Here is a 22,284-nt window from a genome sequence, read left to right on the forward strand (position 1 = left end):
TCAAGCCCGGAACGGGGCGAGGCGCACGCCGGCGCCTTCGAGCCGGGTGCGCACGGCCCGGGCGGTGGCCACCGCGTGGGCGGAATCGCCGTGGACGCAGACCGAGCGGATCGGCGTCGGCAGGCGCTTGCCGCTCGCCGCGATGATCGCCCCCTCCTGCACCATGGCGAGCACGCGCCCGGCGGCCTCCGCCGCGTCGGTGATCATCGCGCCGGGCTGGCCGCGGGGGATCAGGAACCCGGCCTCGGTGTAGCCGCGATCGGCGAAGATCTCCTGGTGCACGTCGAGGCCCTGCGCCTCGCCGGCCGCGACCTGGGCCGTCAGCGCGATGGCGAGCAGCGACAGCGAGGGATCGACGGCCTTGACCGCGCGGGCGATGGCGTCGGCCACCTCCCGCTCCACCGCCGCGAGGTTGGCGAGCGCGCCGTGCGCCTTGACGTAGGTGAGGCGGTGGCCGGCATAGGCCGCGAGCCCGGCCGCGGCGCCGACCTGGTAGGCGACGAGGCGCTCGACCTCGCCGGGGGTGAAGGGCAGGACCCGGCGGCCGAAGCCCCACAGGTCGGGGTAGCCCGGATGGGCGCCGACCGCGACGCCGCGCTCGCGCGCGATGGCGAAGGCGCGGGCCATGATCTCGGGATCGCCCGCATGCAGGCCGCAGGCGACGTTGGCCGAGGTCACGACCTCCAGCATCGCCGCGTCGTCGCCGCAGCGATAGTCGCCGAAACCCTCGCCGAGGTCCGAATTGAGGTCGATGGACAGCATTGGCGCGCAACCCGGGGCAGTGAAGCGGATGCCTGTTCCTGGCATCGCCCCGAGGCCCCTGCAACCCGCGGGCCGCGCCGCCCGGGGTTGCTCTCCGGGCGATTCCGCCCGTCAGAGCGCGAGCGCGCTCACCGACAGGTCGAGGGCACTGCGGGCGAGCCAGAGCACGCCCCAGCCGATCAGGCCGAACCAGGCCAGGACCAGCGGAACGCCGACCGCCAGGGTGAGCATCATCGCGGCCTGTCGCAACTTGGCCTCGTACGAGGCGGCGAGGGTAGCCGCCCGTCCCATCGCGAGCGCCTTCGTGTCGAACTGGATCATCGCTACCGGTCCCGGAGAGGTTGTGCCGTTGCGGTGGCAAGGGACGGGCCCGGCCGAACGGATCGGGGGCCGGCGCGGGAACGCGACGTGGTTAACAGAGTTCCAACAGGCTTGCGAGACGCAGTGACGCAGGTCCTAACAAGCCGGGTCGCGCCGCGTCGGGACGGCGCGGTGGATTCTTGATCCACGCGCGTGGACGCTGATGCCGCGCCCCGCTACCTTCCCGGATACGGTCAGGGTGCGACGACCGCGGCGCGGCCCCTCTTTCCGCCGCGACGACCGAGGAGCCGGGCAGGCCGGGCCTGCCGATCCGGAGGTGCGATCATGCGTGACGGACTGCGCCGCCCCGTCGGCCTCGCCCTGTTGCTCGGCCTCCTGTGCGCGCCGCCGGCGTGGGCGCAGGATCCGGCCGCCCCGCGCCCATGGAGCGATCCGCCGGCAAAGCCCGCCGAGGCGCCGGCGGCCGTGACGCAGGCGAAGACGCCCCCCTCCCCCGTCGCCGACACCGCGCCCGCGCGATCCGCCGCGACGCCTGCCCGGACCGCGTCGCGGCCGCGCCGGGCCGAGCGGCCGGCGGTCGCGCAGCGCCCGCCCGGGCGGCGGGAGCACGTCGCGTCGCGCCCGCTTCGGCAACCCGTCCCGCGGTCGGCCGCCGAGGTGCCGCGCCGGGCGGTCGCCGTCCGGCCGGAGCCGCGGCCGGTGCGGACCGCCCGCCCGCTGCCGCCCGACACGATGGGCTACCGCGACGTCGACCTCTGGGTCGACGCCCGCGCCGACCGGATCCGCCGCGCCCAGGATGGCGGCTTCCTGGTGATGCGCCGCACCACCATCGAGGACCCGGCGGGCCGGCGGATGCAGTTCCTGCGCCCCCTCGACGACGACGACGAGTAGGCGTCCGTCACAGCCACGGCCGCGCGGCCAGGTGGGCGCCGAGGAGCAGGAGGCCGATCAGGAAGGCGCGCCGGAAGGTCGGGGCCGAGACCCGTCCGCGCAGCCACTGCCCCGCCGCCATGCCTAGCAGCGCCGGCGCCAGGGTGGCCAGCGAGGCGAATCCGGCGGCGAGCGGCAGCGCGCCCTCCCGCGCCAGCCCCGCGGCGAGCGCCACGGTCGAGACCGTGAAGGATAGGCCGAGCGCCTGGATCAGCTCGTCCCGGTCGAGCCGCAGCGCCTGGAGGTAGGGCACCGCCGGGATCACGAAGACGCCGGTCGCCCCGGTGACGAGGCCGGTGAGAAGGCCGACGGCCGGCGACAACCACGGCTCGGCGCAGGGAGGCACCCGGAACGAGAGGCCGGCGAGCCCGGTCGCCGCGTAGGCCACGAGAGCGACGCCGAGCGCGCTTGCGGGGCCCGGCCCCTGCGCGCCGGCGATCAGCCCGGCGCTCGCCACGGTGCCGACGGCGACCGCCGCCATCATCGGCCACAGCCGCCGCAGCAGGCCGCCGAAGCGCGGCCCGGCCAGCAGCTGCCAGACGTTGGTGACGAAGGAGGGCACGATCAGGAGCGCCGCGGCCTGCGCCGGGCTCATCACCGTGGCGAGCAGGCCGACCGCCACCGTCGGCAGGCCGAGCCCGATCACGCCCTTGACGAAGCCGGCGAGCAGGAAGGTGGCGAGGATCACCGCCCAGCCGAGCGGGCCGGCGGAGCCGGCGAGGAGGTCGGTCACGGGATCGGTCTTCTCGTCGTCATACGATTTCCGATTGATCGCTTCGCGATGCGAAAATCGGCCTCGCTCAGACGCCGCGCGGGCTGGTGATGCGATTTTCGGAACGAATCTTCCGGAAATCGCATCAGTCGCGGCCGATCATGTCCTGGAGCATCGCCTCCGGGCTCGGCAGCGGCTGGGCCGGCGCCTCGGCCGGCGCCATGCGCGGCGAGACCGAGGCGTCGACCGGGTGGCCTTCGAGGAGGAGGCCGGCGGCCAGGATCGCGAGGGCGAGGGCGGCAAGCCCGAGCGGGCCCGGCCCCCCGGGACTGAGGGGGATGCGCGGCGGCATGGTGCAGGTCCTCCGTGTGTGATGTGCCGGTAGCTTGAGCGGCGGAGGAGGGTGCAACAAGCCGTAAGGGGCGAAAGGTCCCTTCGTTGGAGTTGGAGGCCGGCCTCGGCAGACTTGCGTTGGCGGCCAACGCCTCGTCCGCTCAGGTTCTTCCTTTGCCGCAGATTTTTGGCGCCGCACCGGCAACCACTTCGGCGAAATCTGCTTACGGGCGCTCCACGACCGGGGATCCGGAGGCAGCAGGGTCGGCGAGCCCCCGGACACCGCCATCGCCTCCTCCGCCCGCGCCGCCGGCACGAACAGGTGGTCGTGGTGGAAGGCCGAGACGGCGTTGACGGCGATCCCCCGTTCCGCGAGGCGCGCCGTCACGGCGGCGAGGAAGCCGATCGCCGCGAGCGAGGAATGCACCGTCAGGGTGATCCAGCGGCACGGGAAGGCGCCGTCGAGGCCGGCCCGCGCGGCCTCCCCCTCGGGGAGGATCAGGGTCGTGCCCTCCGCCTCGCGAAAGCGCATCAGGGGCACGGGATCCGCCGGCACCGCAGCATCGTCCACCGTGGCGAAGACGTAGGTGCCGGGCCGCAGCTCCGGGCGCATCCCGGCAAGCAGCCGGCCGAGATCCGCCTCGCCGCTCATAGGGCGAGCGGTTCCAGCACCCGCCGCAGCGCGTCGGGCAGCGGCACCGGACGCTGCGTCGCCCGGTCGACGTAGACGTGGACGAAGTGGCCCTGCGCCGCGGCGTCCTCGTCGTCGTTGCGGAACAGCCCGACCTCGTAGCGGACGCTCGACGTGCCGCGATGCGCGACCCGGATCCCGGCGGTGACCCGGTCGGGAAACGCCATCGAGCGGAAGTAGCGGCACCCGGTCTCGACCACGAGGCCGATCACCGGGCTGTTCGCGATGTCGAGGGCGCCGTCGGCGATCAGCACGCTGTTCACCGCCGTGTCGAAGAAGGCGTAGTAGACCACGTTGTTGACGTGGCCGTAGACGTCGTTGTCGGCCCATCGGGTGGTGATCGGGACGAAGCGCCGGTAGGCGGCGCGGGTCTCGGGGGGCGTGCGGCCGCTCAACGGACAAGCCTCGCGACAAGAGGAAGTGCCGGACCGTGGGCCGGTCCGGCTCCGGCGATCACGCCGCGCTCACGACCCGAAGGTCTCCGGATCCGGCCCCATCCGCCCGGCCGGGTCGTCGAGGGCGGCGATGCACGCCTGGTCCTCGGCGTCGAGGGTGAATCCGTCGACCTCGCGGTTCTCGCGGATGCGGGACGGCGTCGCGGATTTCGGGATCGCGACGGTTCCGGCGTCGAGGTGCCAGCGCAGGATGACCTGGGCCGGTGTGCGGCCGTGCTTCCCGGCGATCGTGCGGATCACCGGATCCTCCAGGAGGCCGCCGCGGCCGAGCGGTGCCCAGGCCTCGGTGACGATGCCGGCCTCTTCATGGAAGGCGCGCAAGGAGCGCTGCTGGAAGCGCGGATGCAGCTCGATCTGGTTGACGGAAGGCGTCGAGCCGGTGGCGTCGATCACGCGCTTGAGGTGCTCGACCGTGAAGTTGCAGACGCCGATGGAGCGGGCGCGGCCGTCCTCGCGCAGGCGCATCAGGGCGCGCCAGGTGTCGACGGTGGCTCCGCGCTGCGGCACCGGCCAGTGGACGAGGTAGAGGTCGACGTAATCGAGGGCGAGGCGGCTCAAGGATTCCTCGCAGGCCCGCAGGGTCTCGTCGTAGCCGTGGCGGTCGTTCCAGACCTTGGTGGCGACGAAGACCTCCTCGCGCGCGAGATCCGAGGCGGCGACGGCGCGGCCGATCCCGGCCTCGTTGCCGTACATCGCCGCGGTGTCGATCAGGCGGTAGCCGGCCTCGAGCGCCGTCCCGACGACCGCCGGGGCCTCCTCGTCGGAGAGCCGCCACACCCCGAAGCCGAGCTGGGGGATGCGCTTCCCGTCGTTGAGGGTCAGGACGGCGTCGGACATCGGGGGCACTCTCGGCGGGGTCTGACAGGAGATCCGTGAACTGGGTCGGACTCCGCCGATGTCGAGGGCGGGCGTGTGTCTCGCACGAAACTCCCGGTCGCTCCGACCGCTCGCTCCGCCGACGTCAGCGCAGCGGGAGTTTCGTGAGGTGCACTTATACCAATGGCCCAAGATGCTGACGCATCGGGCCATCGATCCATCTCAAATTTGCGACACTAACCCAAAGGCTTAGCGAAAATTCGAGAACGGAACCAAAGGTCGTTTGCAACGACCGTTGGTATTACTTCACCAGCGGGCAGCCGCCGTCGGCCATCGGCCGGAACGCCTGGTCGCCCGGCACGGTGTCGAGGAGCTTGTAGTAGTCGTACGGGCCCTTGCTGTCGGCCGGCGCCTTGACCTCGTAGAGGAACAGGTCGTGCACCGCGCGCCCGTCCTGGCGCACCGTGACGGTGCCGAAGAGCGGATCGTTGATCGGCTTCTCGCGCATCGCCGCAACCACCTTCTCGCCCTCGATGGTGCCGGTGTCGCGCACCGCCCGCAGGTAGGCGAGGGTCGAGGAGTAGACGCCGGCGTGGTTCTCGGTCGGCATCCGGCCGTTCATGCGCTCGCCGAAGCGCTTGGCGAAGGCGCGGGTGCCGTCGGTGCGGTCCCAGTAGAAGGCGCTGGCGAGCTGGAGCCCCTGCGCCGCCTTGAGGCCGAGCGCGTGGGTGTCGGAGAGCTGCACGAACAGGGCGGCGAGCCGCATCTCGGGCATCACCCCGAACTCCGCCGCCTGCTTGACGGCGTTGATCATGTCGGCGCCGGTATCGGCGAGCGCCAGGACCTGCGCGCCCGAGCCCTGCGCCGAGAGCAGCGGCGAGGCGAAGTCGCCGGCATTGAGCGGGTGCTTGCTCGATCCCTTCACGCTGCCGCCGGCGGCCTTCAGCGCCACGGTGGCGTCGCGCTCGAGCGCGTGGCCGAGCGCGTAGTCGACGGTGACGAAGTACCAGGACTTGAGGCCCCGTCCCGCGATGGCCCGCGCCGTGGCCGAGCCTTGCGCCCAGGTATCCGAGACCCACTGCACGGTCGTCGGCGCGCAGGCCTTGCCGGTGAGGTCGGAGGTGAGCGCGCTCGACGCCAGCGCGACCCGGTGGCGCTCGCGCATCAGGTTCGAGACCGCGAGCGCGACGGCCGAGTTCGGCAGGTCGACGATGGTCGAGACGCCCTCCTGGTCGAGCCAGCGCCGGGCGGTGGCGAGCCCGATATCGGGCTTGTTCTGGTGATCGGCCGAGACGACCTCGACCTTCAGCTCGCCGGCCTCCTTGGCGAAATCCTCGACGGCGAGCTGCGCGGCGGTGACCGAGCCGGTGCCGGCCTGGTCGGCGAAGGGCCCGCTCATGTCGCTGAGCACGCCGATCTTGATCGGCGCCTTGGTATCCTGTGCGAGGGCGGGGGCACTCAAGGCCAGCGACAGGGCGAGGCCGGCGGCGCCGGCGGCCGTTGAGCGGAACGACATCGGGGGGACCTCCCAGGGAGCTTCTTGTCAGAGCTTATTCGCGGCCCGGGCGGGCCGGTTCGGGGTCCTGTATGTCAGGGGCGCGGGGCGGCGTCGATGCGGGATCGCGCGGCGTGGTTGAGAAAGCTGGTGTCTGGCGGCGGGGGGATCGTCGCCCGCCGTCGATCCAGGCGCACGAACCCCTCCCCCGGGGAGGGGGGAGGGTTCATCAGGTGCAAACCTTCGATCATGGCGACGTCATCGGCGTCCGACCATTGCTCCTTCGTATCCGAACGGCTAAGCTTGCACCTGACGGTTCCCCTCGGGGATCAAAAGGGAACGCGGTGAGGGCTTGCCCGAAGCCGCGGCTGCCCCCGCAACTGTAAGCGGCGAGCCTTCCATCATTCATGTCACTGGGGACCCCCAAAGGTCCCTGGGAAGACGATGGCAGGCGACGACCCGTGAGCCAGGAGACCTGCCGTCAGCCGTGGTCACACGCGAGCACGTCGGGCGGGGTGTCCTGATGGGTGTCGAGGCGAGGGCGAGAAGCCCCCGTCCCGCTGTCGTTCGCGGTGACGTGCCACAGCCCCGCGCCGTCCCGCCATGCCCGGTCCCGCCCTCCCCCGATCCGCCGACAGGCCGCGCACGACGCAGCCTGCGAGTCGTCCCGGATGGCCGATATGTAACTTTATAACGTTACATGTTTTACGGGACCGGCTACGAACGGCGCGGGAGCCCGCCCTGGACACCGCCATGCCCGCGCACCGCGCCCGACGCTCGACGACCTACGCCGCCGCCTTGACCTCGCTCCTGGCCGCTCCGCTCCTCACCGCCGCCCCCGGGGCCGCCGAGGAGATCGCCCTCGACCGCATCGAGGTCGCGGGCGGCCGCTCCCGGGAGGAGGCCGCCCCGGGCCTCAACCTCGCGACGCCGTCGCGCTCGGGCAGCCGCCTTGGCCTTACACCCCTCGAGACCCCGGCGAGCCTCGACATCATCGCCGGCGAGACCATCCGGGCCCGGGGCCAGAACACGCTCGAGGAGGCGGTGACCCAGAACGCCGTCGGCATCACCAGCGTCGCGCAGCCCGGCAACGGCAACCATTCCTTCGCCAGCCGGGGCTTCGTCGGGCCGAGCTCGGTGCAGCAGCTCTACGACGGCACCCGGCTCTATGTCGGGGTCGGCACCGTGACCTTCCCGTTCGACACCTGGTCGGCGGAGCGGATCGAGGTTCTGCGCGGCCCGGCCTCGGTGCTCTACGGCGAGGGCGCAATCGGCGGCATCATCAACGTGGTGCCGAAGAAGCCGACCTTCGTCCCCGTCGGCGAGGCGCGAGCGGTCGTCGGGTCCGACGGCGTCGCGCGCCTCGCCCTCGACACCGGCGGGCCGGTCGGCGAGGACCTGGCCTACCGGCTCAACCTCAGCGGCAACCGGGCCGACGGCTGGGTCAGGCCCGACGGCGATTTTCGCAATCTCGCCCTCTCGGCGGCGGTGACCTGGCGGGCGACGCCTGATCTGAGCGTCACCCTCTCGCACGACCTCGGATACAACGAGCCCACCCGCTACTGGGGCTCGCCGCTCGTCGGCACGCGGGTGCCCGAACGCTTGCGCTTCACCAACTACAATGTCCGGGATGCGCAGATCGCCTGGTTCGACAACTGGACGCAGCTGCGCACCGAGTGGAATCCGAGCCCCGACATCACTGTGCGCAACACCGCCTACCGCCTCTCGACCGAGCGGCACTGGCGCGACGTCGAGCAATACACCTACCAGCCGGCGACCGGCCTGATCGCGCGCAGCGACTACATCGAGATCCGCCACCACGAGGAGCAGATCGGCAACCGCCTCGACGCCACGTTCCGCGGCGGCCTCCTCGGCTTCAAGAGTTCGACGGTGATCGGCTTCGACGTCAACCATATCGGCTTCCGGCGCGACAGCAACGCGCCGTTCGGGGGCGAAACGTTCGTCGATCCGTTCGACTTCGAGCAAGGACGCTTCATCAACCTCGCGGGCACCCGCACCGACATCGTCTCGCGCACTCGCCAGGCCTCGGTCTTCGCCGAGAACCGGCTGGAGCTGACGCCGCAACTCGCCCTGGTGACGGGGGTGCGCTACGACGTGCCCCGGGTCGCGGTGAACCGGCCGCTCGCGGCAACCGGCTTCGAGAAGACCTTCGATTCCGTCAGCTACCGCGTCGCCGCGGTCTACACCCCGACGCCCGACCTCGCCCTCTACACGCAATACGCCACCGCCGCCGATCCGCTGGGCAGCCTGATCACCACCAGCGTGGCGCAGGCGCAGTTCCAGCTCGCCACCGGCGAACAAATCGAGGCCGGCGCCAAGGGCCTGTTCGACGGGGGACGCGGCGAGTGGACCTTCGCGGCCTACCACATCCGCAAGGACGACCTGCTGACCCCGATCCCCGACCGGCCGACCGAGGTCGCGGCGGTCGGCAGCCAGTCCTCCCGCGGGATCGAGGTCGCGTTCGCCTACCAGCTGTCGGAGCGGTGGCGCGTCGAGGCCAACACCGCCCTGCTGCGGGCCCGCTACGACAGCTTCTCGCAGAACACCGATGCGGGGCTGGTGTCGTTCTCCGGCAAAGTGCCGGTCGACGTACCGCAGCGGGTCAGCAATGTCTGGCTCTCCTACGCCTTCGCGCCGGGCTGGGTGGCGCGGCTCGGGATCAACGACGTCGGGCCGGTGTTCAGCGACTTCGCCAACACGGTCAGGCGGCCGGCCTACACCCTCGTGAACGCCACCCTGGACTGGCAGGTGACGCCGAATTCCCGCCTGTCGCTGCGCGGCTACAACCTCACCGACCAGCTCTACGCGGTCTCGGGCAACAGCAATTCCTGGCTGCTCGGCCGGCCGCGCTCGGTCGAGCTCGCCTACCACGTCACGTTCTGATGCGGCGCTTGCTGATGCGGGACTTGCTGATGCGGGACTTGCGCAAACGCCTGAAGCGGTGGCTGCATCTCGGCCACCGCTGGCTCGGCATCGCGACCGGGCTCCTCGTCGTCGCCTGGTTCGCCTCCGGGCTGGTGATGCTCGCCGTCGGCTTCCCCACCCTCACGCATGCCGAGCGGGTCGCGGCGCTGTCGCCGCTGCGCCTCGACGCCGTGCGGCTGAGCCCGCAGGAGGCGCTGGAGCGTTCGGGCAGCACGCGCTTCCCCGAGACCCTGACCCTGGCGATGCGGGGGCCCGAGCCCGCCTACTGGATCACGCGGGGAGACGGCGAACGCCGGGCGCTCTCGGCGGCGACCGGCGAAGCGTTCCCGCCCCTGACGGCGGAGGACGCGGCGGCGCTCGCCGCGACCCATCCCCTGGCCCGCACCGTCACCGATCTCGGCCCCGTCACCCGCGACCAGTGGACCGTGACGGCGCGCTACGATCCCCTGCGGCCGTTCCGGCGCGTGGCGCTCGGCGACCCGGCCGGGACCGAGCTCTACCTGTCGGTCGCCACGGGCGAGCTCGCCCTCGACACCACCCGGACCGAGCGGGTGTGGAACTGGGTGGGCGCGATCGTCCACTGGATCTACCTCACGCCGCTGCGCGCCCGGGCGGGCCTATGGCAGGACGTGGTGCTGTGGATCTCCGGCCTCGCGCTCGCGGGGGCCGCGAGCGGCTACGTCCTCGGCTTCGTCCGGCTGATGCGCGGGCGGCTCACGCCCTATCGGGGCTTTGCCGCCTGGCACCACCTCGCCGGGGTGGCGGGCGGTCTCGTCGTCGTCACCTTCCTCCTCAGCGGCTGGCTGTCGATGAACCCGCGCGGCTGGTTCGGACCGCGGGCGCCCGACGCCGCCATGCGGGCGGCCTATGCCGGACAGGCGGCGCCGGTCTTTCCCGTCCGCCTCGACGACCTCGCTCGGGCGCCCGCCGGCACCGTCGCGCTCGATCTCGCCTGGATCGGCGGGCAGGCCGTCGTCGTCGCCACCGCTCCCGGCGGCTCGGGCCCGTGCTGCGGCACCGCTCTGACGCCCGACGCGATCGCGGCGGCCGCGGGCGCGATGCTGCCGGGAGCGCGGCTTCGCGCGGTGACCCGCCTCGCGGCGCCGGACGCCTACTGGTACGACCGCCACGGCACCCCGACCCTGCCCACCTTGCGGCTCGCCTTCGACGACCCGGCGGCGACGTGGTTCCACGTCGATCCCGCGACCGGGGCGATCCTCGGGCGGACCGACCGCAGCGGGCGGGCGAATCGCTGGCTGTTCGACGCCCTCCACACCCTCGATGCCGGCCCGCTGGCACAGAGCCCGGCGGCACGGCTGGCGGCGATCGTCGCCGCGAGCGCCCTCGGCCTGGTGATCGCGGCCTCGGGCGTCGTCCTCGGCTGGCGCCGCCTGCGACGCCGAGCCTGAAAACCCACAGCTTTCTTCGCCGGCCTCCGCCCGGGCCGAGCACGAGAACCGTCGATCCGCCCAATGTCGGACGCAACGCGCTGGATTTCGGGCTGGTCCTCGGATCACTCACCGTGTCCATCCCGGCGCAAGAATTCTCGAATACGCTGCTTCATCCCACCTCTGCGGCCGCGAAGACGCAGGCAGGACGCGGAAGGCCGAGGCGGCGGATCGGATCACGGCCGAAGCGGGCCCGGTGATTGAATCGAGCACGATCGACTGCCTCGATCACCCGACACGTAGATGTGGGGCCTCGCACGGGCGCGGGATCGACCTGCGCCGCCGATGAGGCAACTGGAGTTGTCGCTACCATCGGTTGCATCACCCGGCATCGACTTGCCTTGGCCTTGAACGCCAGGTGGTTTGTCGTGCGAGGGCATACTGGCAAGGCCTTACAGCGCGATCTCGACCAGGCTATACAAGCAACAAACCGCCCGACCTTCAAAGAAAATCACCAGTCGATCTGCTGTGTCTTCAAGCTATGCCACTGTGTTCGCACGCAAAATCGTCGGAATGGTGCATCTTGATTCAGATACCGATAACTTTCGCCCTGCATAGTGCCGGCTCCGATGACGCTGGATGAGCCGGGATGACCCTGCATCTCAAGCAATTTCCCCGATTCCTGGCGGAGCGCCGCGGGCCGGTGCTCCTCGGCCTGGCCGTGGTGGTGCTCCTGTGGGTCGGCGTCGCGGTCAAGCACCGGGGCGACGTCCGGGACGCGGTGCAGGATTCCGAGCGCACCACCCATAACTTCGCGATGGTGTTCGAGGAGAACGTGCTGCGCTCGATCGGCGAGATCGACAAGTCCCTGCTCTACATGCGCCGCAGCATCGAGAGCCGCGCCGGCCGGGAGGATTACGGCACGATCGTCAACACGACCGACCTCCTGAGCGAGATCATCGTGCAGGTGGCGATCATCGGGCCGGACGGGATGATGCGGGCGACCAATGCCGGGCCGCAGCCGCCGCCGGCGACCGATCTCAGCGACCGCGACCACTTCCGCATCCACGTCGAGCGCCCCGACGACGTGCTCTACATCAGCCGCCCGGTGATCGGGCGGGCGAGCGGCCGGGTCTCGGTCCAGTTCAGCCGCCGCTTCCTCGGGCCCGACGGGCGCTTCGGCGGCGTGGTCGTCGCCTCCCTCAACCCGAGCCACCTGACGAAGTTCTACGACAAGATCGACCTCGGCACCCCGGCCTCGATCTCGCTGATCGGCAGCGACGGGGTGGTGCGCTCGAGTGGGGGCATCGGCGGCGGCTTCGGGGTCGGCGCCGACCTCACCCGGACCGAGACCTACCAGAAGATCCGCGCGGGCCGCTCCGGTACCTTCACCCTGGAGATGCCCGACGGGGTCGACAGCCGGCTCGTGACGATCCGCAAGGTGCGCGAGCATCCGCTCTGGGTGAGCGTCAGCGTGCCGGAGGCCGAGATCTTCAAGGATGCCCGCGCCGCCCTGCGCACCGACGCGCTGGTGGCGGCCCTGCTGACGCTGCTGGTGGCGATCGCGGTCGAGAAGCTCCTGCGCATCGAGGCGAAGCGCTCCGAGGCCGAGGCCCGGGTCGTGCGCCTCGCCTCCCTCGACCCCCTGACCGACCTGCCGAACCGCCGGGTGTTCCGCGCCTCGCTGGAGGCCCGGGCCGAGGCCGCGCGGGCCGCGCCCGGCGCGGCCTACGCGGTGATGTTCCTCGACCTCGACCGCTTCAAGCTCGTCAACGACACGCTGGGCCACAAGGTCGGCGACCACCTGCTCCGGGCGGTGGGCGACCGGCTCGCCGCCACCCTCGTTCCCGGCCAGGTCCTGGCTCGCCTCGGCGGCGACGAGTTCGCGCTGCTCGTGCCCCGCGCCGGCGACCGGGCGGCGCTGGAGGCGATGGCGCAGGCCATCGCCGAGGCGGTGCTGGCGCCGTTCGAGATCGGCAGCCACCAGATCCGCTCCAGCGTCAGCATCGGCATCGCGGTCGGGCCGCGGGACGGCGCATCCGCCGACGACATCCTGATCGCCGCCGACCTCGCGCTCTACGCCGTCAAGGCGGCCGAGCGCGGCACGTTCCAGTTCTACGACCGGCAGATGAGCGAGGGGCTGGAGGAGCGCCGCCAGCTCGAGAGCGACCTGCGCCGGGCGATCGATCACGGCGAACTGGAGCTGCACTACCAGCCCTCGGTGGTGCTCAAGACCGGGGAGATCGCCGGGTTCGAGGCGCTGGCGCGCTGGCGCCACCCGGTGCGGGGCAACGTGCCGCCCTCGCTGTTCATCTCGATCGCCGAGGAATGCGGGCTGATCCACGCCATCGGCGAGTGGTCGCTCGTCGAGGCCTGCCGCCAGGCCGCGACCTGGCCCGAACGGCTGAAGATCGCCGTCAACCTGTCGCCGGTGCAGTTCGCCGGTCCCGACCTCGTCGGAATGGTGCGCGGGGTGCTGGAGCGCACCGGCCTGCCGGCCCATCGCCTCGAGCTCGAGATCACCGAGCAGATGCTTCTCGACAACGGCGAGGGAACGCTCGCGATCCTGCGCGACCTCAAGGCGCTCGGCCTGCACGTGGCGATGGACGATTTCGGCACCGGCTACTCCTCGCTGAACTACCTGAGGAGCTTCCCGTTCGACCGCATCAAGATCGACCGCAGCTTCGTCACCGGGCTCGGCACGGGGGCGCAGAACGCCGCGATCGTGCGCGCGGTCATCGACGTCGCCCGGGTGCTCGGCATGCGCACCACCGCCGAGGGCATCGAGACGGCCGACCAGCAGCGCGTCCTGGCGCTGCTCGGCTGCGACGAGGTCCAGGGCTACCTGTTCAGCCGCCCGGTGCCGGCCGGCGAGGCGCGGACGCTGATCGAGCGCTGGAGCGCCGAGCAGCAGCGGGCAAAGACCCTGGCGGCGTGACGTCGGGTGCCGGCGGAGAGCCGGACGCGGTGCTTGGCCCTCGACGGTCCTGACGCCCTCCGCCGGCACTGGGCCCTCGAGGACAACGTCCTCTCCCTCACGCCGCCTGATCCCGCGACAGGCCGAGCACCGCGGGCCGGTGCAACCGGACGACCGCCGGGCGGACGAGCCGCGGGGGGCCGCCGGCGCGCCGGCGCATCCGGGTCTCGTGCCAGAGCAGCAGGCCGCCGGCCGCCACCACGATCGCGCCGCCGACGACGAGGTGCGGGGTCGGGACCTCGCCGAAGGCGAGGTAGCCCAGCCCCATGCCCCAGACCAGCATCAGGTAGTAGAACGGCGACACCGCGGTGGCCGGGGCCGAGGCGAGCGCCCGGGTCCAGAGGTACTGCGCCCCGACATGGGAGGCGCCCAGCAGCCCGAACAGGGCGGCATCGGTCCCGCTCGGCCAGCGGAAGCCGAAGACCAGCAGCAGCGCGTGCGCCGCCGCCATCACGGCCATCTGCCAGATCAGCAGCGTGCCGGCCGTCTCGGTCTTGGCCATGCCGCGCACCGCCACCGTGACGGTGCCGTACATCACGGCGTTGCCGAGCGCGAACAGCGCCCCGACCTGGAGCGAATCGGCGCCCGGATTGGTCACCACCAGGACGCCGAGGAAACCCACCACCAGCACGCCCCAGCGCACCGGGTCCGACGCCTCCTTGTGCCAGAGGATCGCCACCACGGCGGCAAAGAGCGGCGCCGAGAAGCCGATCGCCGTGACGCCGGCGAGCGGCATCAGCCCGAGCGCCAGCACCGTCAGCGTCTGGGAGATCGCCTGCGACAGCCCGCGGGCGACGTGGGCCCCGGGCCGCTCGGTGCGAAACACCCCGAGCCCCGTCGCCGGCAGCATGACGGCGCCGACCAGCCCGAAGGCGAGCGCGGAGCGCAGGAACATCACCTCGCCGACCGGGTAACGGGCGACGAGGTACTTCGAGAAGGCGTTCGAGAGGGTCAGCAGCACCGTCGCGCCGATCATCAGCGCGATGCCGAGGGGGATGTTGTCGGCGGGGCGGAGGGGCTGTGCCGCCCCCCCGGCGACCGGGGCGCTCTGCATGGGATTCTTCCGCTGCTCCACGGCCTTGGCCCGGCGCCGCGGGCTCTTCCGCCCGCCGCAGCGGCGGCACGATTCGACGATACGGGGCGGCGCCCTCGCGTCGGGCGCCGCGCACGGGCTTCAGGCGGTCGGCCGCCGGGCCGGGGGTGCGTCGGGGATGGCCTCGGCTTGAGCGCTCATGAACCAGGGCTTCACCCCGACGCCGCGGCGCAGGGAGTACATGTAGAAGATCGGCAGGGTGGCCGGGAACAGGTCGCGGAACTCGCTGCCGTTGAAGGTGACGAACACCGCCTCCGGGAAGGCCGCCGCCACCGCAGTCTTCTCGACCATGTTCATGCGGTAGTAGTCGAGCGCGCCCTGCTCCGAGGAGCCCTCGCCGCGGTACCACTTGGCCGCGCAGGCGACGAGGCTCGCCAGGATCTCGCCGGAGGGCTCCTCCGCGGGCATGTCGGCCCCGATCTCGCGGGCGAAGGCGACGACGTCGCCGAGCCGGGCGCTGGTGAAGCCGCGGGCCTGCGCGGCGGCATCGATGGCGCCGAAATAGGCATTCGCCGCCGCATCCGGGTGCCCGTTCAACGCGGCGTGGGTGTCGGTGAAGATCAGCCGGAATACCGCCCCCGGCGCGTAGGCCCGGCGCACCCGCTCTGCCATCTGGCCGAGATAGTCGAGGCAGGCCAGGTCGGGCGCGGCGATCTCCGCCCGCGGGCCCTTGCCCCAGTACAGCACGAATTCGAGCGGGCGCCCGGCCGCGGCCGCCGCCTCGACCGCCGGCACCAGCCGCTCGGGATTGCCGGGCTGCTCGCGCTTGAAAGCCCAGGTGTTGAACGACTTGATTATCAACTCAGAATTGAGTCTCTGCGCCGGTTTACCGCCCTGGCGAATTTTTTTGTGCGCCGACGTCAAGTTCGGCGCCAAGTCGATTTGCGGCGCCTCGGATGCGATGAGATCCGCTCCGTTGGGATAGGCCGATTGCATGTCTTTCGTCCCCGTGTCGCTCCGCAACGTAAAGCCTGAAGTAAACTTTTCTAGCTTCGGCATGACGGCGACCTGTTCATCGTCCCGGGATGCGCGATAAATGAGTTAACAACTTATTAAAGTCAATCGGATGGCTAACAGATATTAAAAATCCCCACAGAAAGACGCTTCGCCGGCTCACTGGGGCGCCGCCCTGGCCGGTGATCGCGTGGGGCGCGGCGCGGGGCGGGCCCCGAGCCGTCCGGCCGCCTGCGGCTTTGGACGCGATCTTGCCTTAAGGTAGCCGCGGCCCGCCGCGAGGGGCGCGTGCGGGAGGCTCGCGAGACGGTTCATGGACCTCAACAGCATCACCGAGGTGGTGGCGCCCCGCGCCCGGGACGGCCTGCCGGCCTGGCGGCCGGGCGATGCCTGGCTCGCCGGCGGGACCTGGCTCTTCTCCGAGCCGCAGGAGGGGTTGGGCCGGCTCATCGATCTGCCGTCCCTCGGCTGGGAGCCCTACGCGGTGACCGACCAGGGCCTGCGGATCGCCGCGACCTGCACCATCGCGGCCCTCGACCGGGTCGAGTGGCCGGCCGCCTTCACCGCCGCGCCCCTGGTCGGGCTCTGCTGCCGGGCGCTCCTCGGCTCGTTCAAGATCTGGAACGCCGCCACATTCGGCGGCAACCTCTGCCTCGCGCTTCCCGCCGGGCCGATGATCGCGCTCGCGGTCGCCCTCGACGGCCTCGGCCTGATCTGGACGCCGGACGGCGGCGAGCGGACCCTGCCGGTCCGCGACCTGGTGTGCGGGCCGCAGGAGACGGCGCTCGCGCCCGGCGAGATCCTGCGGGAGGTCTTTCTCCCCGTGGCGGCCCTGCGGCGGCGCGCCGCCTTCCGGCGCATCTCGCTGAGCCCCAACGGCCGCTCCGGCGCGCTCACCGTCGCCACCCTGGACCCGTCCGGCGCCTTCGCCCTCACGGTGACGGCGGCGACAAGGCGCCCGGTGCGGATTGACCTGCCCGCCCTGCCGGAGGCCGGGGCGCTGGCGGCGGCGCTCCACGCCGCGATTCCCGACGCGCTCTGGTACGACGACGTCCACGGGGCGCCGGACTGGCGCCGCCACGTCACCGGGCTCCTCGCCCAGGAGGCCCGGGCCGAACTCGCGGGAGGCGGCGCATGCGGCTGACGGTCAACGGAACGGTGCACGAGGCCGAGCCCCGCCCCGGGCAGTGCCTGCGCACCTTCCTTCGCGATCTCGGCTGGTTCGGGGTCAAGAAGGGCTGCGACGCGGGCGATTGCGGCGCCTGCACGGTCCACGTCGACGGCGAGCCGCTGCATTCCTGCCTGGTGCCGGCGTTCCGGGCGTCCGAGCGCAGCATCACCACGGCGGAAGGGCTCGCCGGCCCCTGCACGCCTGACGGCGGCGTGCCCGACACCCTCCACCCGGTGCAGGCCGCCTTCGTCGCCGCGCAGGGCTTCCAGTGCGGCTTCTGCACGTCGGGCATGGTGATGACGGCGGCCGCCCTCGACCAGGGTCAGCGGCGCGAACTGCCAGCGGCGCTGAAGGGCAACCTCTGCCGCTGCACCGGCTACCGGTCGATCGCCGACGCGATAGCGGGGCTCGACGGAACGGTCCCGCCGGCCTGCGGGCATAGCGCCCCGGCCCCGGCGAGCGCCGCCCTGGTCAGCGGCCGGGCGCGCTACACCCTCGACCTCGCCCTGCCCGGCGCCCTGCACCTGAAGGTGCTGCGCTCGCCCCACGCCCACGCGCGGATCCGGTACGTCGATGCGAGCGCCGCCCTGGCGCTGCCCGGGGTGGTGCGGGTGCTCACCCACGCCGACGCGCCCGACCGGCTCTTCTCCACCGCCCGGCACCAGAACCCGACCGACGACGCCAGCGACACCAGGGTGCTCGACCCGGTGCTGCGCTTCGTCGGCCAGCGCGTCGCGGCGGTGGTCGCCGAGAGCGAGGCGGCGGCGGAGGCCGGCTGCCGGGCCTTGCGCGTCGATTACGAGGTGCTGCCGGCCTGCCTCGACCCCGAGCGCGCCCTCGACCCCGACGCGCCCCTCGTCCACGGCGCGCGGCCGACCGGCCAGGATGCGCCCCAGGATGCGCCGCCGCTGCATCCCCACCCCAACCTCGCCGCCGAGGCGCATGGCGCGATCGGCGACGTCGCGGCCGGCCTCGCCGCGGCCGACGTGGTGCACGAGGGCACCTACACCTCGCAGAGGATCCAGCACGCGCATCTCGAGACCCACGCGGCGATGGGCTGGCGCGACCCGATTGGGCGCCTCGTCATCCGCTCCAGCACCCAGGTGCCGTTCCTCACCCGCGACGCGCTCTGCGCGCTGTTCGATCTCCCGCGGGACCGGGTCCGGGTCGAGTGCGGCCGGGTCGGCGGCGGCTTCGGCGGAAAACAGGAGATGCTGACCGAGGACCTGGTGGCGCTCGCCGTGCTCGCCACCGGCCGGCCGGTGCGCTGGGAGCTGACCCGCGCCGAGCAGTTCACCGCCACCACCACGCGCCACCCGATGCGGGTGCGGGTGCGCCTAGGCGCCCGCCGCGACGGCACCCTGACGGCGATCGCCCTCGACGTGCTGTCGAATACCGGGGCCTACGGCAACCATGCCGGCGGGGTGCTGCATCACGGCTGCAACGAGGTGATCGCGGTCTATCGCTGCGCCAACAAGCGGATCGACGGCTACGCCGTCCACACCCACACCCTGCCGGCCGGCGCCTTTCGCGGCTACGGCTTGAGCCAGACGATCTTCGCGGTCGAATCCGCCATGGACGAGCTCGCCCGGGCGCTCGACCTCGATCCGGTCGAGCTGCGGCGGCGCAACGTCGTGCGCCCCGGCGACCCGATGGTCTCGACCAGCCTCGAACCCCACGACGTCCAGTACGGCAGCTACGGCCTCGACCAGTGCCTCGACGCGGTCGCGGTGGCCCTGGCCGAGCCCCCTCCCTCGGGCCCCCCGGGCTGGCGCACCGGCTCCGGCATGGCCCTGTCGATGATCGACACCATCCCGCCCCGCGGCCACTTCGCGGAGGCCCGCATCGCGCTCGACGCGGAGGGCCGCTACGCCTTGAGCGTCGGCACCGTCGAGTTCGGCAACGGCACCTCGACGGTGCACGGCCAGATCGCCGCGGAAGCCTTGCGCACCACGCCCGACCGGATCGCCCTGCGCCAGGGCGACACCGACGCGGTCGGGCACGATACCGGCGCCTATGGCAGCACCGGCATCGTGGTCGCCGGCCAGGCGACCCTGCGGGCCGCCGAAGCGCTGGCCGCCGCCTTGCGCGCGCGCGCCGCCGACCGGCTCGGGATCGATCCCGCCGCCTGCCGGCTCGACGGCGCGTTCGTCGTCGCGGGCGACACCCGGGTGGCGCTGGCCGATCTCGGCCCCGCCGAGGCGTCGGGGCGGGCCGACGGCACGCCGCGCTCGGTAGCGTTCAACGTCCAGGGCTTCCAGGTCGCGGTGCATCCCGCGAGCGGCGAGGTGCGCATCCTGCGAAGCGTCCACGCCGCCGACGCGGGGCGGGTGATGAACCCGGTGCAGTGCCGCGGCCAGATCGAAGGCGGCGTCGCCCAGGCGCTCGGTGCCGCGCTCTACGAGGACCTGGCGATCGATGAGGCGGGCCGGGTCGCGACCCCGTCCTTCCGCACCTACCACATCCCGGCCATCGCCGACGTGCCCCGCACCGAGGTGATCTTCGCCGACACCCACGATGCGGTCGGGCCGCTCGGCGCCAAGTCGATGAGCGAGAGCCCGTTCAACCCCGTGGCGGCGGCGCTCGCCAACGCCATCCGGGACGCGACCGGCGCGCGGCTGACCGCGACGCCGTTCGCGCCCGACCGGATCTACCGACAGACCAGCGACGCAACCCACAGCGGTGAGGAGGAGAGATGGACCTGAAGCGCGACGACCGCCTGACCAGGCCGGCGGGACCTTCCGGAGGCGGTTTCCTGGAGCGCACCTTCGCGCTCTCGGCCCACGGTACGACCGTCCGCACGGAGCTGCTCGCGGGGCTGACCACCTTCCTGACGATGGCCTACATCGTCTTCGTCAACCCCAACATCCTGGGCGACGCCGGGATGCCGAAGGGCGCGGTGTTCGTCGCCACCTGCCTCGTCGCGGCGATCGGCTCGCTCGTGATGGCGTTCTACGCCAACTACCCGATCGCGCTCGCCCCCGGCATGGGGCTCAACGCCTACTTCGCCTACGTGGTGGTGCTCCAGATGGGCTACACCTGGCAGGCGGCGCTCGGCGCGGTGTTCATCTCCGGCCTGCTCTTCATGGTCGTCACGCTGACGGGCCTGCGCCGGATCATCGTCGAGGGCATCCCGCGATCGATGCGCATCGCCATCACGGTCGGCATCGGGCTGTTTCTGGCGATCATCGCGCTGAAGAGCGCCGGCGTGGTGGCGGCGAGCCCGGCGACCTTCGTCACGCTCGGCGACCTGCACAAGCCGAGCACGGTGCTGGCGGTGCTGGGCTTCCTGATCGTCGCGGTGCTCTCGGTGCGCAAGGTGCGCGGCGCGCTGCTCGCCGGCATCCTGACGGTCACGGCGTTGAGCTTCGTCGTCGCCGACAACACCTTCCAGGGCGTCGCCTCGCTGCCGCCGTCGATCGCCCCGACCCTGTTTGCCCTCGACATCACCGGCGCGCTGTCGGGCGGCCTGCTCAACGTGATCCTGGTGTTCTTCCTCGTCGAACTGTTCGACGCCACCGGCACGCTGATGGGCGTCGCGAACCGCGCCGGGCTCCTCACCGAGGGCAAGATGGAGCGCCTCGACAAGGCCCTGATGGCGGATTCGTCGTCGATCTTCGTCGGCTCGCTGCTGGGCACGTCGAGCACCACGGCGTACCTGGAGAGCGCGTCCGGCGTCGAGGAGGGCGGCCGTACCGGGCTCACCGCCGCGACGGTGGCGGTCCTGTTCCTCGCCTGCCTGTTCTTCGCCCCGCTCGCCGGCTCGGTCCCGGCCTACGCCACGGCGCCGGCCCTATTCTACGTCGCCTGCCTGATGCTGCACGAGCTGGTCGATCTAGACTGGGACGACCTGACCGAGGTGCTGCCGGCCTGCGTCACGGCGCTTTTGATGCCGTTCACCTACTCGATCGCCAACGGCGTCGCCTTCGGCTTCATCACCTACGCGGTGATCAAGCTGCTCACCGGACGCTTCCGCGACGTGAAGCCGGTGGTGTGGGTGATCGCCGGCGTGTTCCTGTTCAAGTTCGTGGCGACGGGCAGCGCGCACTAACGGGCACCGCCGCCCCCTGAACCCTCCCCCTCTGCGGGGGAGGGTGGCCCCCGAAGGGGGTCGGGAGAGGGGACGCCGCTTCCGGATATGGTGGAGCCGTCGTGAAGGGCGCCCACTGGAACAGCGTCGCGCTACCCCTCTCCCGCCCGGCATCCGCCGGGCACTCTCCCCCGCAGAGGGCAGGGTTGTCCGGGAAAAGAAGTGGCGCGTCTCCCCTCTCCCGTATGGGAGAGGGGCCGGGAGTGAGGGTGGCTCGGCTCCCGTGTAAAGCTGAAAGTGTCGAGCTGCACAGCTCAACTGTTCAGGATTATTGCGGAAGCCGAGCCACCCTCACCCCTATCCCTCTCCCACACGGGAGAGGGGATCCCGCGCTTGATTTTAAAGAAGTTTTCCCCGGACAGCCCTGCGCAGAGGGGGGAGAGTTCGGGCGCCATTCCCGGGAAGGTCTCAGTACTTCCGCACCAGGCTCACCAGCCTTCCCTGGATCCGCACCCGGTCCGGCCCGAGCACCCGGGTCTCGTAGGCCGGGTTGGCGGCCTCCAGCGCGATCGAGGAGCCGCGGCGGCGCAGGCGCTTGAGGGTCGCCTCCTCGTCGTCGATCAGCGCCACGATGATGTCGCCGGTATTGGCGGTCTCCTGGCGGCGGATCACCACGAGGTCGCCGTCGAGGATGCCGGCCTCGATCATCGAGTCGCCGCGCACTTCGAGCGCGTAGTGCTCGCCGCTGGCCAGGAAGTCCGGCGACATCGCCACCGTGCGGCTCTGGCTCTGGATCGCCGAGATCGGCGTACCGGCGGCGATCCGGCCCATCACCGGCACGCTGACCGAGTGGCCGTTCTCGTCCGAGGCCGTCGCCATCGCCGGGATGCCGGCGGGCCGCTTCGGCTCGTGGGCGCGCCCGCCCTCGACCACGCTGGGGTTGAACCGCACCACCTCGGCGCTCGGCGCGGCCTGCGCCGGCCCCGTCACCGTGTCGGGCAGGCGGATCACCTCGATCGCCCGGGCCCGGTTCGGCAGGCGGCGCAGGAAGCCGCGCTCCTCGAGCGCCGTGATCAGGCGGTGGATGCCCGACTTCGACTTGAGATCGAGGGCGTCCTTCATCTCGTCGAAGGACGGGGGTACGCCCGTCTCGCGCATTCTCTGCTGAATGAAGCGGAGCAGGTCCAACTGCTTACGCGTGAGCATGTGA

The 22,284-nt window shown here is 71.8% G+C and carries 17 protein-coding genes and 1 riboswitch; of the genes, 7 read left to right on the forward strand and 10 right to left on the reverse strand.

All coding sequences use genetic code 11. From position 1 onward, the window contains the following. Both ACS5PV_RS28600 and ACS5PV_RS28605 read right to left on the reverse strand, forming a co-directional pair. Positions 1-762 carry a LamB/YcsF family protein gene (locus ACS5PV_RS28600; RefSeq protein ID WP_455398721.1) on the reverse strand — a complete coding sequence of 254 codons (762 nt, stop codon included), beginning with the start codon at positions 760-762 and terminating at the stop codon, positions 1-3. Between the two features lie 111 nt (positions 763-873). After that, positions 874-1,083 (reverse strand): hypothetical protein, encoded by a 210-nt coding sequence (locus tag ACS5PV_RS28605; RefSeq protein ID WP_455398722.1) that lies wholly within the window; start codon positions 1,081-1,083, stop codon positions 874-876. A 324-nt stretch (positions 1,084-1,407) separates the two neighbouring features. Here ACS5PV_RS28605 and ACS5PV_RS28610 point away from each other — a divergent pair, with 324 nt between their 5' ends. Beyond that, positions 1,408-1,974: a hypothetical protein gene (locus ACS5PV_RS28610; protein WP_455398723.1), complete on the forward strand. Its 567-nt coding sequence runs from the start codon at positions 1,408-1,410 to the stop codon at positions 1,972-1,974. Between the two features lie 7 nt (positions 1,975-1,981). On the opposite strand, the gene ACS5PV_RS28615 is transcribed toward ACS5PV_RS28610, so the two are convergent. The 5 genes from ACS5PV_RS28615 to ACS5PV_RS28635 all read right to left on the reverse strand — a co-directional run bounded on the left by ACS5PV_RS28615 (position 1,982) and on the right by ACS5PV_RS28635 (position 6,536). Beyond that, positions 1,982-2,746: a sulfite exporter TauE/SafE family protein gene (locus ACS5PV_RS28615; RefSeq protein ID WP_455398724.1), complete on the reverse strand. Its 765-nt coding sequence runs from the start codon at positions 2,744-2,746 to the stop codon at positions 1,982-1,984. Between the two features lie 124 nt (positions 2,747-2,870). Beyond that, a complete protein-coding gene (locus tag ACS5PV_RS28620; protein ID WP_455398725.1) occupies positions 2,871-3,710 on the reverse strand; it encodes an ACT domain-containing protein in 840 nt (279 codons plus the stop codon). Beyond that, a complete protein-coding gene (locus tag ACS5PV_RS28625; protein WP_455398726.1) occupies positions 3,707-4,144 on the reverse strand; it encodes an acyl-CoA thioesterase in 438 nt (145 codons plus the stop codon). The genes ACS5PV_RS28620 and ACS5PV_RS28625 overlap by 4 nt, the downstream gene beginning before the upstream one ends. A 69-nt stretch (positions 4,145-4,213) precedes the next feature. After that, entirely contained in the window at positions 4,214-5,041 is an 828-nt protein-coding gene (locus tag ACS5PV_RS28630) for an aldo/keto reductase (RefSeq protein ID WP_455398727.1), read from the reverse strand. 280 nt (positions 5,042-5,321) lie between these two features. Beyond that, positions 5,322-6,536, reverse strand: coding sequence for an ABC transporter substrate-binding protein (locus tag ACS5PV_RS28635; RefSeq protein WP_455398728.1), 1,215 nt, complete (start codon positions 6,534-6,536; stop codon positions 5,322-5,324). 275 nt (positions 6,537-6,811) lie between these two features. After that, positions 6,812-7,012, forward strand: a riboswitch (cobalamin riboswitch). A gap of 256 nt (positions 7,013-7,268) precedes the next feature. On the opposite strand from ACS5PV_RS28635, the gene ACS5PV_RS28640 reads away from it, so the two are divergent. The 3 genes from ACS5PV_RS28640 (at position 7,269) to ACS5PV_RS28650 (ending at position 13,787) form a co-directional block, all read left to right on the forward strand. Beyond that, a complete protein-coding gene (locus tag ACS5PV_RS28640) occupies positions 7,269-9,419 on the forward strand; it encodes a TonB-dependent receptor (RefSeq protein ID WP_455398729.1) in 2,151 nt (716 codons plus the stop codon). After that, positions 9,419-10,870 carry a PepSY domain-containing protein gene (locus ACS5PV_RS28645; RefSeq protein WP_455398730.1) on the forward strand — a complete coding sequence of 484 codons (1,452 nt, stop codon included), beginning with the start codon at positions 9,419-9,421 and terminating at the stop codon, positions 10,868-10,870. The genes ACS5PV_RS28640 and ACS5PV_RS28645 overlap by 1 nt, the downstream gene beginning before the upstream one ends. A 628-nt stretch (positions 10,871-11,498) precedes the next feature. Further along, the gene (locus ACS5PV_RS28650; RefSeq protein WP_455398731.1) at positions 11,499-13,787 is read left to right on the forward strand and encodes a putative bifunctional diguanylate cyclase/phosphodiesterase; all 2,289 of its coding nucleotides are present in this window, start codon (positions 11,499-11,501) and stop codon (positions 13,785-13,787) included. A 97-nt stretch (positions 13,788-13,884) separates the two neighbouring features. On the opposite strand, the gene ACS5PV_RS28655 is transcribed toward ACS5PV_RS28650, so the two are convergent. Together ACS5PV_RS28655 and ACS5PV_RS28660 are read right to left on the reverse strand one after the other, a co-directional pair. Then, entirely contained in the window at positions 13,885-14,880 is a 996-nt protein-coding gene (locus ACS5PV_RS28655; RefSeq protein ID WP_455398732.1) for a DMT family transporter, read from the reverse strand. 120 nt (positions 14,881-15,000) lie between these two features. Then, complete coding sequence (locus tag ACS5PV_RS28660) at positions 15,001-15,720, reverse strand: hypothetical protein (RefSeq protein WP_455398733.1); 720 nt, start codon at positions 15,718-15,720, stop codon at positions 15,001-15,003. Positions 15,721-16,186: 466 nt separating this feature from the next. Here ACS5PV_RS28660 and ACS5PV_RS28665 point away from each other — a divergent pair, with 466 nt between their 5' ends. Genes ACS5PV_RS28665 through ACS5PV_RS28675 form a run of 3 tightly spaced genes read left to right on the forward strand, consistent with a single transcriptional unit; the run spans position 16,187 to position 21,095 of the window. Next, complete coding sequence (locus ACS5PV_RS28665) at positions 16,187-17,017, forward strand: FAD binding domain-containing protein (protein ID WP_455398734.1); 831 nt, start codon at positions 16,187-16,189, stop codon at positions 17,015-17,017. Next, complete coding sequence (locus ACS5PV_RS28670) at positions 17,008-19,749, forward strand: molybdopterin-dependent oxidoreductase (RefSeq protein WP_455398735.1); 2,742 nt, start codon at positions 17,008-17,010, stop codon at positions 19,747-19,749. The genes ACS5PV_RS28665 and ACS5PV_RS28670 overlap by 10 nt, the downstream gene beginning before the upstream one ends. After that, complete coding sequence (locus ACS5PV_RS28675) at positions 19,740-21,095, forward strand: NCS2 family permease (RefSeq protein WP_455398736.1); 1,356 nt, start codon at positions 19,740-19,742, stop codon at positions 21,093-21,095. Before ACS5PV_RS28670 ends, ACS5PV_RS28675 begins: the two co-directional genes overlap by 10 nt. 447 nt (positions 21,096-21,542) lie before the next feature. Here the strand turns inward: ACS5PV_RS28675 and lexA are convergent, their stop codons facing one another. After that, positions 21,543-22,280, reverse strand: coding sequence for a transcriptional repressor LexA (gene lexA, locus ACS5PV_RS28680; RefSeq protein ID WP_455398737.1), 738 nt, complete (start codon positions 22,278-22,280; stop codon positions 21,543-21,545). Positions 22,281-22,284 lie beyond the last annotated feature (4 nt).

The sequence above is a fragment of the Methylobacterium sp. Gmos1 genome, from assembly GCF_053764715.1.

Coding starts and splice junctions, on each gene's coding strand:
- ACS5PV_RS28620 (WP_455398725.1), bottom strand. CDS start 3,710: ATGAGCGGCGAGGCGGATCTCGGCCGGCTGCTTGCCGGGATGCGCCCG.
- ACS5PV_RS28650 (WP_455398731.1), top strand. CDS start 11,499: ATGACCCTGCATCTCAAGCAATTTCCCCGATTCCTGGCGGAGCGCCGC.
- ACS5PV_RS28645 (WP_455398730.1), top strand. CDS start 9,419: ATGCGGCGCTTGCTGATGCGGGACTTGCTGATGCGGGACTTGCGCAAA.
- ACS5PV_RS28670 (WP_455398735.1), top strand. CDS start 17,008: ATGCGGCTGACGGTCAACGGAACGGTGCACGAGGCCGAGCCCCGCCCC.
- ACS5PV_RS28635 (WP_455398728.1), bottom strand. CDS start 6,536: ATGTCGTTCCGCTCAACGGCCGCCGGCGCCGCCGGCCTCGCCCTGTCG.
- ACS5PV_RS28610 (WP_455398723.1), top strand. CDS start 1,408: ATGCGTGACGGACTGCGCCGCCCCGTCGGCCTCGCCCTGTTGCTCGGC.
- ACS5PV_RS28630 (WP_455398727.1), bottom strand. CDS start 5,041: ATGTCCGACGCCGTCCTGACCCTCAACGACGGGAAGCGCATCCCCCAG.
- ACS5PV_RS28640 (WP_455398729.1), top strand. CDS start 7,269: ATGCCCGCGCACCGCGCCCGACGCTCGACGACCTACGCCGCCGCCTTG.
- ACS5PV_RS28655 (WP_455398732.1), bottom strand. CDS start 14,880: ATGCAGAGCGCCCCGGTCGCCGGGGGGGCGGCACAGCCCCTCCGCCCC.
- ACS5PV_RS28665 (WP_455398734.1), top strand. CDS start 16,187: ATGGACCTCAACAGCATCACCGAGGTGGTGGCGCCCCGCGCCCGGGAC.
- ACS5PV_RS28605 (WP_455398722.1), bottom strand. CDS start 1,083: ATGATCCAGTTCGACACGAAGGCGCTCGCGATGGGACGGGCGGCTACC.
- ACS5PV_RS28600 (WP_455398721.1), bottom strand. CDS start 762: ATGCTGTCCATCGACCTCAATTCGGACCTCGGCGAGGGTTTCGGCGAC.
- lexA (WP_455398737.1), bottom strand. CDS start 22,280: ATGCTCACGCGTAAGCAGTTGGACCTGCTCCGCTTCATTCAGCAGAGA.
- ACS5PV_RS28675 (WP_455398736.1), top strand. CDS start 19,740: ATGGACCTGAAGCGCGACGACCGCCTGACCAGGCCGGCGGGACCTTCC.